The sequence below is a fragment of the Bacillus mesophilum genome (genome assembly GCF_008923265.1).
GTDB classification, from domain to species: domain Bacteria; phylum Bacillota; class Bacilli; order Bacillales; family Cytobacillaceae; genus Cytobacillus; species Cytobacillus mesophilum.
The window spans coordinates 943,111-956,694 of record NZ_WBOT01000001.1 but is presented as its reverse complement, the minus strand read 5'-3'; the positions used below and the strand labels follow the sequence as shown (position 1 = coordinate 956,694).

12 protein-coding genes and 2 riboswitches are annotated in these 13,584 nt (G+C 37.9%); of the genes, 11 read left to right on the top strand and 1 reads right to left on the bottom strand.

All coding sequences use genetic code 11. The annotated features are described in order from the left end of the window. Nucleotides 1–48 precede the first annotated feature (48 nt). The 6 genes from desA to F7732_RS04650 all read left to right on the top strand — a co-directional run bounded on the left by desA (nucleotide 49) and on the right by F7732_RS04650 (nucleotide 8,590). A complete protein-coding gene (gene desA / locus F7732_RS04675; protein WP_151572482.1) occupies nucleotides 49–1,077 on the top strand; it encodes a Delta(5) desaturase DesA in 1,029 nt (342 codons plus the stop codon). A 153-nt stretch (nucleotides 1,078–1,230) separates the two neighbouring features. Continuing rightward, nucleotides 1,231–2,370 (top strand): sensor histidine kinase, encoded by a 1,140-nt coding sequence (locus F7732_RS04670; RefSeq protein ID WP_151572480.1) that lies wholly within the window; start codon nucleotides 1,231–1,233, stop codon nucleotides 2,368–2,370. Next, the gene (locus tag F7732_RS04665) at nucleotides 2,367–2,966 is read left to right on the top strand and encodes a response regulator transcription factor (RefSeq protein WP_151572479.1); all 600 of its coding nucleotides are present in this window, start codon (nucleotides 2,367–2,369) and stop codon (nucleotides 2,964–2,966) included. Before F7732_RS04670 ends, F7732_RS04665 begins: the two co-directional genes overlap by 4 nt. A 352-nt stretch (nucleotides 2,967–3,318) precedes the next feature. Then, on the top strand, nucleotides 3,319–4,425 hold the full coding sequence (locus tag F7732_RS04660; RefSeq protein WP_151572478.1) for a branched-chain amino acid aminotransferase: 1,107 nt from the start codon (nucleotides 3,319–3,321) through the stop codon (nucleotides 4,423–4,425). A 707-nt stretch (nucleotides 4,426–5,132) separates the two neighbouring features. Then, nucleotides 5,133–6,740 (top strand): aminotransferase class V-fold PLP-dependent enzyme, encoded by a 1,608-nt coding sequence (locus tag F7732_RS04655; RefSeq protein ID WP_151572476.1) that lies wholly within the window; start codon nucleotides 5,133–5,135, stop codon nucleotides 6,738–6,740. 23 nt (nucleotides 6,741–6,763) lie between these two features. Then, the gene (locus F7732_RS04650) at nucleotides 6,764–8,590 is read left to right on the top strand and encodes an LTA synthase family protein (protein ID WP_151572474.1); all 1,827 of its coding nucleotides are present in this window, start codon (nucleotides 6,764–6,766) and stop codon (nucleotides 8,588–8,590) included. A 50-nt stretch (nucleotides 8,591–8,640) separates the two neighbouring features. Here F7732_RS04650 and F7732_RS04645 read toward each other — a convergent pair whose 3' ends face one another. Continuing rightward, complete coding sequence (locus F7732_RS04645) at nucleotides 8,641–9,141, bottom strand: shikimate kinase (RefSeq protein WP_151572472.1); 501 nt, start codon at nucleotides 9,139–9,141, stop codon at nucleotides 8,641–8,643. Between the two features lie 225 nt (nucleotides 9,142–9,366). Between F7732_RS04645 and F7732_RS04640 the strand changes: the two genes are divergently transcribed. From F7732_RS04640 to thiE, 5 genes are all read left to right on the top strand, one after another. Beyond that, nucleotides 9,367–10,281, top strand: a complete 915-nt coding sequence (locus F7732_RS04640; RefSeq protein ID WP_151572470.1) for a CBASS cGAMP-activated phospholipase — start codon at nucleotides 9,367–9,369, stop codon at nucleotides 10,279–10,281. Between the two features lie 50 nt (nucleotides 10,282–10,331). Beyond that, a riboswitch (TPP riboswitch) is annotated at nucleotides 10,332–10,435 on the top strand. A 125-nt stretch (nucleotides 10,436–10,560) separates the two neighbouring features. Next, nucleotides 10,561–10,650: riboswitch (TPP riboswitch) on the top strand. 160 nt (nucleotides 10,651–10,810) lie between these two features. Then, nucleotides 10,811–11,305 (top strand): energy coupling factor transporter S component ThiW, encoded by a 495-nt coding sequence (gene thiW / locus F7732_RS04635; protein ID WP_151572651.1) that lies wholly within the window; start codon nucleotides 10,811–10,813, stop codon nucleotides 11,303–11,305. After that, nucleotides 11,302–12,129 (top strand): bifunctional hydroxymethylpyrimidine kinase/phosphomethylpyrimidine kinase, encoded by an 828-nt coding sequence (gene thiD, locus F7732_RS04630; protein ID WP_151572468.1) that lies wholly within the window; start codon nucleotides 11,302–11,304, stop codon nucleotides 12,127–12,129. The genes thiW and thiD overlap by 4 nt, the downstream gene beginning before the upstream one ends. Beyond that, nucleotides 12,117–12,920, top strand: a complete 804-nt coding sequence (gene thiM, locus F7732_RS04625; RefSeq protein WP_151572466.1) for a hydroxyethylthiazole kinase — start codon at nucleotides 12,117–12,119, stop codon at nucleotides 12,918–12,920. The genes thiD and thiM overlap by 13 nt, the downstream gene beginning before the upstream one ends. Then, nucleotides 12,917–13,561, top strand: a complete 645-nt coding sequence (gene thiE / locus F7732_RS04620; protein ID WP_151572464.1) for a thiamine phosphate synthase — start codon at nucleotides 12,917–12,919, stop codon at nucleotides 13,559–13,561. The genes thiM and thiE overlap by 4 nt, the downstream gene beginning before the upstream one ends. Nucleotides 13,562–13,584 lie beyond the last annotated feature (23 nt).

The window sequence follows — 13,584 nt, the reverse complement described above, 5'->3', positions numbered from 1 at the left end:
ATCGTTTTCTTATGATAGATATATAAAGACATGAAAGGAAATGAATTCATGACAAAACAGCTGCTCACTAGCTTGAAAAAAGAAATGGCGCCATTTGAAAAGGCAAATAGAAACGCAAGCATTAGACAATTATTTAACACTTTAGTTCCTTTTTTTGCATTATGGTATGCAGCCTATTTAAGTTTAGAGGTATCATACCTTCTGACTTTGGCTCTATCTGTCATTGCATCAGGATTTTTAGTACGGATTTTCATTATCTTCCATGATTGCTGTCACAATTCGTTTTTTAAAAGCAGAAAAGCTAATAAAATTATTGGTACCATTGCCGGTGTTATAACACTATTCCCGTTTACCCAGTGGCAGCGTGATCACTCTATCCACCATGCGACTAGCAGCAACCTTGATAAGCGCGGAACTGGAGACATTTGGGTTCTAACAGTTCAAGAATATATAGATGCTCCATTCTGGACAAAGATAGGGTACAGGCTATATCGTAATCCGTTCATTATGTTTGGATTAGGACCTATTTATCAATTTTTAATTATCAATCGCTTTAACCGTAAGGATGCAAAATGGAAAGAGCGACTTAACACGTATATAACGAATATTTCAATTGTAGCTCTATATAGCGGATTATGCTGGTTAATCGGCTGGGAAGCTTTTCTTCTGGTTCAGCTGCCAATCTTTCTTCTCTCAGGATCTGCAGGGATCTGGTTATTCTATATTCAACATACATTTGAACAATCATATTTTGAAGTAGATTCGGAGTGGGAGTATGTGAAGGCGGCCGTTGAAGGAAGTTCCTATTATAAACTGCCGAAAATACTGCAATGGCTGACTGGAAACATTGGTTTCCATCATGTGCATCATTTGAGTCCAAGAGTGCCCAATTACCTTTTAGAAGAGGCGCATAATGAATCTGAGGCACTACAGCATGCTCCAACCATTACGCTTGCCAAAAGTTTGGAATCTCTTCGTTTTAAACTATGGGACGAAGAAAATAAAAACTTTGTTGGTTATAAAGCGGTGAAAAAATATATTCAAAAAAGCAATACAGTTGTAACAGATAAAGCATAAAAGTAAAAACTCCTTTGTTTTTTTGCAAAGGAGTTCTATTTTATCCATTGAAACAATGCAGCAGCTGCATCACGTTTAGTTGTTTAAGTTTCTAAATTTCTATTCTCTTGCAGAAATCAAAGACAGACATTATCAGTAAATTTGAGGGATATTATGGCTAAAAAGTATATTGCATTTTTAAAAAATCCAGGAATCTCTCCATACATTTGGATTCTATTAAGCATTCTTCCTTTTTATTTTATTTTCCAATCTTCATCAACATATGAAATCGCAGTGGGAATTTTATTAACGATTACTTTTTTTATTGTGTATCGATTTGCCTTTATTTCTGACCGATGGCCGGTGTATTTATGGTCCTCTATTTTAATCGCGATCTCAATGACAATGGCCATTTTATTTCATTATATTTATTTTGCTATTTTTATTGCCAGCTATAATGGAAATATAAAGAACAAGGTTGCATTCTATACCATTTATGTTGCACATCTGGTTGTGACAACAGCTGCTATAAATTTTAATATCGTGATTGGTGAACAGCTCTTTTTAACTCAACTTCCATTTATCATCATCATATGGATAAGTGTTATTCTGCTTCCATTCACGATTTCTAATAAGCATAAACAAGAAAAACTTGAACGAGAGCTTGCATATGCGAATAAAAGAATTTCAGATTTGGTCAAGCAGGAAGAACGGCAGCGCATTGCCCGAGATCTCCATGATACTCTAGGACAGAAACTATCTCTCATTGGATTAAAGAGCGATCTAGCACGCAGACTGATCTATAAAAATCCTGAGCAGGCCCGTGATGAGCTTAAGGATGTGCAGCAGACAGCAAGAACAGCATTAAATGAAGTGCGGAAAATGGTTTCGCAAATGCGAGGCATCAGGTTAAAAGAAGAGCTGGTAAGCGTTAAACAATTATTAAAAGCAGCTGAGATTGAATACATTGGAAGCGACACGCTTAAGGTCGTCAATGTTTCACTGTTTATTGAAAATATACTAAGCATGTGTTTAAAAGAAGCGGTGACGAATGTAGTCAAGCACAGCAAAGCTAGTTATTGTAAAATTAAGATTATACAAACCGAAAAGGACATAAGAATTATTGTGGAAGACAATGGGGTTGGTTTTGATCCAACTGAACATGAAACAAAAGGCAATGGACTGATTGGCATGAAAGAAAGACTTGATTTTGTAAATGGTACGCTTGACATCCACTCCAATGCTGGCACAACGGTGACCATGAGTGTACCAACCGTTTTACGGGCAGTTGAACAGGAGGGAAAAGGAATATGATTACCATAGTCATTGCAGAAGACCAGCGCATGATGCTCGGTGCGCTAGGATCACTGTTAAGTTTAGAGGAAGATATGGAAGTGGTCGGCAAGGCAAACAATGGTGCTGAAGCAGTCTCCCTCGTTCATAAACTAAAACCGGATGTGTGCATCATGGATATAGAAATGCCTGAAAAAAATGGATTAGAAGCGGCAGAGGAAATTAGAGACTTAGGTTGTAAGGTCATCATCTTAACGACCTTTGCTCGCACAGGTTATTTTCAGAGGGCATTAAAAGCTGGAGTCGGCGGCTATTTATTAAAAGATAGTCCAAGCGAAGAACTGGCAGACTCAATCCGGAGCGTTATAGCCGGCAAACGTTTATATGCTCCAGAATTAATGGAAGATCTTTATAGTGAGGAAAATCCGCTCACAGATCGAGAAAAAGATGTGCTTGAGCTGATTGCAGAGGGAAAAAACACAAAAGAGATTGCCAGCAACCTGAATATTAAAACTGGAACAGTCAGAAATTATATTTCTGCCATTATGGAAAAATTAGAAGTGACCAACCGAATTGAGGCAATCACGCAATCAAAGAAAAAAGGCTGGTTTAAATAGGTTTATAAAGTAATTAACATAACAATAGAACTGACTGGTTAGGATATGATCTTCTAATCAGTCATTTTTTTGTTCAGCTGCTATTTGCTGATTTATAGAGCAGGTAATAGGAACAACAAACTTTTCAATGGATCTAGATACTTAACCGCTAATTGTACCTCAAACCCTATCACTCTTTGTAGAACTCTCATTAAAACAAAAAAAATTAACTAAATACGCTGTTGACTTTTGTGAAAAGTAGGTTCATAATATTTTAAAAAATCAATATGCTTTATTTATTAAATGCTTTTATGCGTTAAAGTAAAATCATTGTAAGAAAACAATTATTCCAAAACAGGGAGACTGAGTGCTGATGAATGATTATGATCAAATCAAGGTTCATTTAACATCGAAAAGTAAAGAGAAACCACCATTTGATAAGCTGCAATTTGGAAGGAATTTTACAGACCACATGTTTGTAATGGATTATAAGGAAGGTCTAGGCTGGCATGATGCCCGAATTATTCCTTATCAGCCGCTGCAGCTCGATCCATCAGCAATGGTTTTCCATTATGGTCAAAGTGTTTTTGAAGGTTTAAAAGCTTATTTGAATACAGATGGAGATGTGCTGCTGTTCAGACCGTCAGAAAATATGAAAAGGCTGAATCGTTCCAATAACAGGCTCTGTATTCCCCAGATAGATGAAGAATTTGCAGTGGAAGCCCTGAAAAGATTAATACAGATTGATCATGAATGGGTGCCAAATGGTGAGGGAACTTCATTGTATATTCGTCCATTCATCATTTCAACAGAACCATTCCTTGGAGTTGCTCCTTCGAAAGCATATCAATTTTATATCATTATGTCTCCGGTAGGCGCATACTATAAGGAAGGTATCAATCCAGTTAAAATTGCTGTACAAAGTGAGTTTGTTCGTGCTGTAAAGGGTGGAACGGGTAATGCGAAAACAGGCGGGAATTATGCTGCAAGCCTTAAAGCCCAAGAATCAGCAGAAGGATTAGGGTATTCCCAAGTCCTTTGGCTTGATGGCAATGAGCATAAATACATTGAAGAAGTAGGAAGCATGAACGTTTTCTTTAAGATAGACGGTGAGATTGTAACCCCTGAATTAAACGGAAGCATTTTAGAAGGAATCACTAGAAATTCAGTAATCAAGCTTATTAAGCATTGGAATTTGCCGCTGACAGAAAGAAAAGTATCAATTGATGAGATTTTTGAAGCCCACAAGCAAGGCAAACTGGAAGAGGCATTCGGGACAGGGACAGCAGCAGTCATTTCACCAATCGGTGAATTCTTCTGGCAGGACGAAAAGATTGTTCTCAATGATCATAAAACTGGAAAAATTGCCAAGCAACTATATGAAACTTTAACAGGTATTCAAAAGGGGACCGTCCCTGATCCATTTGGCTGGTCGATACCTGCATATAATACTTCTAAAAAAGCAACAGCCGTGAACTAAAAAATGTAAGAGGGTGGGACATAAGTATTTAACACACCTATTGAACCGAATGGTTAGGAAGGTCATCTTTCTAATCATTCGGTTTTTTATTTATAATTATAAAATATATTTTTTTACATGAGTGAAATGGAGCGGAGGGCCCTCGACTCCTGCGGGCTGCAGAGCAAAGGGTGAGACCCAGCAGGAACGAAGTGACGAGGAGGCTCAGCTTGCTCCCCGCGGAAAGCGAGGGTCCGCAGCGCAATGGAGCGGTCTTGATTAGATACCGAAACCAAGATATTGAATATTCGTGTTTTAGAAATATTAATTTCGTTTTGTCCCGTCCTCTTTTTAGTATCTTTCTCCCGTATTTGGTTTGCTTTCTATTTGTTTATGGGTAGTTCGTTAATAATAATGTAAGATAAATTGGTGAAAAAAAGTGTATTTTGAAACTTTTATACACTTCCATTCGTTTATTATAATAGATAGAATCTGCCCTATTATCATAGTTGAGAAACCGGCGAAGGGAATTAGTGGATTAAAAGGAAAAGAGAGGGTTTACAAAGTTGGAGTTTTACAGATATTGCTATTGTTTTTATATAATAGTATATTCATATATATGAAAAATGTATAACTATTGAGTATTTTCATATAGTAATTTCAGCTGAGAAAGGATATAGACTTGGCAGCGAAACACCATTAGTAGCTTCAAACGTAGGAGGATAACCATGAAAGACATCTCACTCATTTATAAGGTAGCTGCAGAGGCAGATGAATTCAAACAAATATATGAGTTGAATTACCAGACATTTGTTGAAGAAATACCGCAGCACCATGAGAATACAGAGAAAAGATTAATTGATAAATTTGATGAAGAAAATACATATATTATCGCAAAAGACGGAGCTGAAGTGGTAGGGATGATTGCTGTTCGTGCAAATCGGCCTTTTTCTCTTGATCTTAAGCTTCCAGATATTGATTCATATTTGCCAAAAGAAGCAAGACCCTGTGAAATCAGATTGCTTTCAGTAAAAGAAAAATACCGAAGCACATTCGTATTTTTTCAGCTTTGTGAATTGCTAGTGAGTTATTGCTTAGAAAATAATTATAATCTTGCTCTTATTTCAGGTACTCTTAGACAAACAAAGCTCTATAAACGGATCGGTTTTACTAGTTTTGGTCCAGAAGTTGGGGAGTCAGATGCACGTTTTCAGCCAATGTATCTGACGAAGGAGCGTTTTGAGCAGCATACATTGGCATTTAAAGAGCTTATGAAAAAGAAAAACTCTGAACCATATACATTTCTGCCTGGACCAGTCCCAATGCATGAGGAAGTTACTGCCAATTTGAATAGAATCCCGCTTTCACACCGAGATCGTGAATTTATGGACGTCATTCCTCGTGTAAGCAGAACGATGTGTCAACTAACGAATGCTAATCATGCTGAGATTGTAGTTGGAACAGGCACACTTGCGAATGATATTGTTGCCGCTCAGCTAAGAAGGTTGCCTGGTACAGGATTAATATTGGCAAATGGAGAATTTGGCTATCGTTTGATCGAGCATGCAAGCAGAATGGGGCTGACTTTTGAAACCATTAAAAAAGAATGGAATGCAAATATTGATCTTAGAGAAATCGAAGAAAAGTTAAAATCGAATAGTGAAATTAGTTGGGTATGGACCGTTCACTGTGAAACATCGACAGGATATTTATATGATATAAATGCCATTCAAGAATTGTGCAGAAAGGCTGGAACAGAGTTATGTGTTGATAGCTGCAGTAGTGTTGGAACCATTCCGGTAAACTTGGAGGACATATATCTTGCTACGGCCGTAAGCGGTAAGGGATTAGGTTCATATCCGGGATTAGGTATTATTTTACATAGAGAAAACATTCGTCCAGACGCTTCCATTCCCCGTTATTTAGATTTAGGATTATATGCTATGTCTGATAGTGTGCCATTTACACATTCTTCTAACTTGTTATTTGCACTTGAAACAGCCTTACATCATCATACAGGCTCTGAAAATACTTTGCTTGGAAATGAAATAAAAGATAAATTGATACAATCGGGACTGCCAGTGCTGGGAGATGGGGAATATTCGCCACATGTAATCACTATAGAGATTCCGGCGGGGATATCTTCACAAGTATTCGGAGATCGACTGAAAAAGAAAATGATATTGGTTAGTTATGAGAGTAAATATTTACTTGAAAGGAATTGGATTCAGGTAGCTGTAATGGGAAAACATAATCGTACTTATGCGTTAAGAGCAATAAAATCATTGATCCAGGAATATTTTTTTATCACTTCGGTAAGGCATGAGATAGGATGAAAATAAATGAGAAGTTACGTTTAATGGTTAATCCTCAGAAGTTAGTACTCTTTGCTCTTATCGTTTTATGGCTGAAAACGGTGATTGTATCACTGATTGGTTTTAACTTTCATATTCAATCAGCGGCAGATATTCTATTAATTTTATTGAACCCAATCGGATCCTTAGTTTTAATATTGTCAGTTTGTCTCCTTTTTAGAAAGAGATTTAATAAGGCGATATTTATTGCTATTAATATCATTATAACGGGGCTATTATATGGTGATTTGCTGTATTACCGATTTTATACTGATTTTGTGACAGTCCCTATTCTATTTCAGTTTAAAAATGTAGGCGGCCTCGGACCAAGTACACTTGAACTAATGAGTTTTTGGGATCTCTTTTTATTTGCTGACCTGGCTGTCATCATCCTCTTGGCGATTAAAATGAAGAATACCGATTCCATCCAACGGCTCTTTATAAAAAAGTTCGTATTAGCAGGAACTATATTATTTGTTGTTACTGCGGGATTGGCTCTGTTAAAATCACCGTATCTTTTTTCAACAGCATATGATCGCGAACAGATGGTAAAATCGATCGGACCTTATAATTATCATCTATTTGATATATCGTATGCTGCTTTTTCACCATTAAAAAAAGTTCTTGCAACTGAAACAGATACAATCGCTGCAGTAAATTATACAGATGCAAAAGAAGATGAAGAAACCAGTGTGCAAGGCATAGCCGAGGGAAAGAATGTTGTATTAATTAGCATGGAATCTACACAGAATTTTGTTATTAATCAAAAAGTAAATGGCGAAGAAATTACTCCTTTTCTGAATGAACTAATAAATGAAAGTTACTATTTCAGTTCAATCTATGACCAAACGGCACAAGGCAAAACATCTGATTCTGAATTCATGGTGGATACATCCTTGTATCCATTATCAAGCGGTTCTGTTTTTGTAAGAAAACCGTCAAATGTGTTTAATGCACTGCCTAAAATCTTAAAAGAAAATGGTGGGTATTACAGTGCCGTACTGCATGGAAATGATGCTGATTTTTGGAACCGCGAAAATATATATAATGAACTCGGATATGATCGCTTTTTCTCTAAAGTGGATTATGAAGTGAATGAAGAGAATTCAGTTAATTATGGCTTGAAGGATATTCCTTTTTTTGAACAAAGTGTTGAATATATTTCTGAACTGCCTCAACCGTTTTATACTAGACTGATCACATTAACCAATCATTTTCCATTTTTGCTTGATGAAGAAGATCAATTAATATCTGAAGCAGCAACTTCACAAGATGTTGTCAACCGCTATGTGACAACGGTGCGCTATCAGGATGAAGCGATCAGAAGGCTGTTTGATAAGTTCAAAGAATTAGGTTTATATGAGAATACAGTATTTGTATTATATGGCGATCATTATGGGATATCTGAAAAATATGAAGATGGCGTATTAGAATTGCTTGATCTAAAGCCGTCACCTGTCCACCATGTTGAACTGCAAAAAGTACCGGTTATTATCCATGTGCCGGGCCAAGAAGGTAAGGTGTTTTCAAATATTGGCGGGGAGATCGATATCCGTCCGACTTTGCTATCGCTATTAGGTATTGCGAATGTTGACACACCTTCATTCGGCCAGAATTTAATGACGCGTGATCATGATCAGCCGGTCATTTTCCGTGATGGATCTTTTGTGTCTGATCAGCATATTTATATCAATAATGTCTGCTATGAAAAAAATAGCGGCGAAGAAGCCGAAGAAGGTGCATGTAATTCTAATTTAGAAAAGGTAAGAGATGAGCTAAATATGTCAGATGAAATTTTAAATGGAGATTTATTGAGGTTTTTAGATTTATAAGAAAAAAGGAGAATCGTTTTTCGAACGATCTCCTTTTTATTTTCAGCAGATTACACTTCTTGAAGGATCTCTTTTGCTGTTTGTTCTGCTCCATTGTCTGCCTCTATTTTAAAATGAAAGGTGTTATATATTTTTTGCCGGTCTGTGAAAATACGGTGAATTTCCTTTTCTGTTTTTCCCTGCAGCAGTGGTCTTGAAGGCACTAAAGAATCCAGTCTCTGCTTCCAAACATCCCAAGAAACGGAAAGGTAAAAGACAGTTCCATTTTCCATGCAGGTATTTCTGATTTCTTCCTGCAAAAAGGCACCTCCACCTAATGAAACGACCTGAATTTCTTTATTGCTGCAAATTCTTTTTACTTGATCAAGTTCAGTACGGCGGAATTCCTGCTCTCCGTAATGCTTAAAAATCTCAGTCGTTTTTAGATCATACCATTTTTCTATTTCTTCATCGACATCGATAAAAGGAACTTTTAGCTCTTTGGCAATTATTTGTCCCACAGTTGTTTTACCAGAACCCATAAAACCTGTTAAGATAATTTTTTTATGCATATTAAGCGATGATCCCCATTTCCTTTTACATTTTAAGAGAATTATAATATAGAAATAATTTGCTGTAAAAATAAATAGGATGATAACTCTTTTTTATCTTCCAATATAACCAAGCTGGTATTCAGATGCCAGATGCCTAAAGAAAGCGCTCAAAGTATATATCAATATCTGTATAGATAGGGATTATCAGGGAACATTATAAGAAACGAATATATAGGTGAGTATGTGAAAATTTTAGCTATTGATGGCGGCGGAATACGGGGTATTTTGGCGGTCACCGTCTTAAAAAATATTGAAAAACAATATAAATGTAAGATTGCAGATCTATTTGATGTTTTTGCTGGAACCAGTACAGGTGCCATTATTGCAGCTGCTGCATCTGTAGGTAAGGAAATGGAAGATGTTTATGAAATTTATCTTCAGCATGGTGAAAAGATTTTTGAAAGACACGCCACAGTTGGTTTATTTAAAAGCATTTATACAAACCATCATTTACGAAAATATTTACAAGATGCCTACGGAGAGACATTGCTTTGTGAAGTGGAAAAGCCATTGCTTTTACCAGCGGTCGATATTCATAAAGGAAAGCCGTATGTCCATCGCTCACATGTACGCAGTCCTGGAGAGAAAAAGGAAGATATTAAACTGTGGGATGCCGTGCTTTCATCCTGTTCTGCACCGGTTTATTTTCCCCCTAATGAAATGCAAAATAAACTTTTAGCCATTGATGGCGGCTTATGGGCAAATAATCCAACATTAGTTACGATCACAGAGGCACTCAGTTTTTTTCATCAGAAACTTGAAGATATCCATGTTTTATCGATTGGGACCGGACTGCAATCTATTCCTTTTAAGGAAGGGGAAGGCAGAGAATGGGGTGCTCAAAGCTGGCTGCCTTTTCAATTTCCCTCTCTAAAAATGACACCGAAACTTCTTGATCTTGCACTTCATATTTCTTCTGAAGCTATTTCATATCATTGCCGGCACTTGCTGCATGATCAATATTTACGTCTCAATGCCGAGCTGGAAAAAGAAATGCCATTTGATGATGTGTCATTTTCACATGAACTGGCTCTTATGGGAGAAAAGCTATATGAGGAGCAAAAAAAGGATATAGAGGAATTTTTAGAAAAGACATGACGTTTGCAAAATAATACAAAAATGTTATGATAGTGTTGAAAAATGAATACTTCTTACACTAGGGGTGTCTTTATAAGACTGAGATGGCAGTCATGCCAAACCCTTTGAACCTGATCCTGTTAACACTGGCGTAGGGAAGTGCTATAGATTATAATCTGCTGATCTATACATATCCGCCGCTCGTGTTTACATGAGTGGCTTTTTGTTTCTATGGAGTCATTTTTTTAGCCAATGGATCAGAAATCAAAATATTTTAATGTGGTGAAAACTTGAAAATTTAAAATCTGCTGGGGGCGCCAAATTGGCTGAGAAGAACCCTTTGAACCTGATCTAGTTAAGACTAGCGTAGGGAAGCAGTTAACATAAGTGCACATGTACTGTTTGTTAACCGCTTCTGGTATAGGAGCGGTTTTTTATTTTAAGGAATAAGCCGTATTCATTTAGAAAATGAGCTGCTGGGAGGGAAGAGATTGGCTTATGTAATATGAAGATTGACACTAATTAAATATGAAGGGGGAAACAAAAGATGATGAGCAGTACAAAAAAACTAACCATTACTGCATTTATTGCAGCTATTACGACGGTTTCAAGCAGTCTTATTTACATACCGGTAGGATTTGCAAAAATCTTTCCTATTCAGCATTTTGCTAATGTGCTTTCAGCTGTTTTGCTTGGCCCATGGTATGCAGTTATTCAAGCTTTTCTTTCATCAACTTTAAGAAATATGCTGGGAACTGGCAGTATTTTTGCTTATCCAGGCAGTATGATTGGCGCCTTTTTAGCAGCTATTCTTTTCACCAAAACTCGTAAACTCAGTTTTGCTGCAGCAGGTGAAGTGGTTGGAACAGGCATATTAGGCGCAATGGCAACCTATCCGATTTCTGTGCTTTTCCTTGGACAGGAAGCAGCGCTATTTGGGTTTGTGCCGGCATTTATCTTCAGCAGCTTTACAGGTGCTTTGATGGGTTACGGATTATTGAAAGTAATGGTGAAAAATAAAGCATTAGGGGGCATTTTACAATGAAAACAGCATTGACGATTGCAGGCTCAGACTCAGGCGGAGGTGCCGGTATTCAAGCGGACTTAAAATCATTTAGCGCAAATGGCGTTTTTGGGATGTCCGTTATTACTGCTATTACAGCTCAAAATACACGGGAAGTGCGTTCTGTACAGGATATCGAAGTAAATATTATCAGAGATCAAATAGAAGCTGTATTTGATGATATTACGGTTGATGCCGTAAAAATCGGGATGCTGTCATCTGCATCCACAATTGAGACGGTTGCACAAGGCTTGCAAAAATATGCGCCGTCTAATATTGTGCTTGATCCAGTCATGGTTTCAAAAGGCGGTCATCATTTGCTGAGAGCAGAGGCAGTGACTTCTTTAATAGAACACATGCTTCCGATCGCAACTATTATTACCCCTAATATTCCAGAAGCAGAGGTCATTCTTGGTTATCCTATTTCAAACAAGAAAGACATGGAGAAAGCATGTGTGGAGATTACAAAACTTGGCGCCAGATCGGTGTTGTTAAAGGGAGGGCATATGAAAGGGGATCCAGATGATTTGTATTATGATGGAACCGATTTTCATTGGATTAGCGGCACGAGAATTGAGACAAAAAATACACATGGCACAGGGTGTACTCTTTCTTCGGCAATTGCTGCTAACCTTGCTCGCGGGTTTGATATGCTTGAAGCGGTGAAGCGAAGCAAATCATATATACATATGGCGATTGAGCATAGCCTTGATATAGGCAGGGGTCATGGTCCAACAAACCATTTTTATGATTTATACAGAAAAGCAAATATGTATCAGGAGGCAGAGAAGACATGGAGCAACTGAGCGTAAATCAAATTTTCAGAGGCTTGGAAACTGGGAAACCATTAATCCATCAAATTACGAATAATGTAACCATTAACGATTGTGCAAATGCAACATTGGCTATAGGTGCGTCTCCAGTAATGGCTACAAGTATAGAAGAAGTTGAAGCGATGGCTGGACTTGCAGATGCTCTTGTGATTAATTTTGGCACCATTACAGCCGATATGTATGAATCCATGGTGCTGGCAGGAAAGGCAGCAAACAGAAAAGGGATTCCAGTCGTTTTTGATCCGGTTGGCGTAGGCGCTACTCCATATAGAACCCAAAAGGCAATGGATTATATGAAAAAAGTGAAGGTGGATATTGTAAGAGGGAATGGAACGGAGGTTTACGCACTTATTGGCGGTCAGGCGAATACACGAGGTGTTGATGCTGGTGAATTATCCTTAACTCATACTGAATTAGCAAAGCTGGCTGCTGAAAAGCTAAATGCCGTTATTGTCATAAGCGGTAAACATGATGCCATATCAGACGGAACTAGAGTGGCAGAAATCGAAAATGGTGATATTTGGTTAACAGCAGTGACAGGCACTGGATGCATGACAACCTCTCTAATTGCATCTTGTGCAGGTGTTTCTGAGGATTATTTCTCTGCAGCAGTTGTTGGAATGGGCGTTATGAGCCTTGCTGGAGAGCGAGCAAGAAGAAAAATTTCAGACGGCGAAGGCATTGGCACGTTTAAAGTAAAGTTAATGGATGAAATCTTCACCATGAATGAAACTGTCTGGGAGAGAGAGGTTATATTGCGATGAAAATGGATTATAGCGTTTATTTGGTAACGGAAGAGTCCCGTGATTTAAAAGAATTGCTTTTTATTGTAGAAGAAGCGGTTAAGGGCGGTGCAACCATCGTGCAGCTTCGTGAGAAAACGAGTGAAGGCAAACTATTTTTCGAAAAAGCCTTAGAGTTAAAAAGGCTTTTAGATCAATACGATGTTCCTCTCATTATAAACGATCGAGTTGATGTAGCTTTAGCAGTTCATGCGGCAGGTGTACATGTTGGCCAATCAGATATCCCTTTAAAAGCAATAAGAGCCATTGTCCCAGATTCCATGGTTGTAGGTGTTTCTGTTTCAAATCCAGAAGAAGCACAGGCAGCACAGAGAGATGGGGCGGACTATGTAGGTGTTGGCGCTGCATTTCCAACTGCTTCAAAAGGAAATGCAACCGTGCTTCCTCCAGGCATGCTTGAAAAAACAGTTCAATCTGTCACGATTCCAGCTGTTGCAATCGGAGGCATCCATCTTGGGAACATCACTCAGCTCAACCATATAGACCTTGCAGGAGCTGCAATCGTTTCAGCGATCATGAATGCACCATCTCCACGTGAAGCAGCAGAACAGTTTAGAGAATTGCTGCTCGGCAGAAAAGGATCTAAAGCGGAAACTATTTGAGAAGCCTAAATGATAAAGAATAT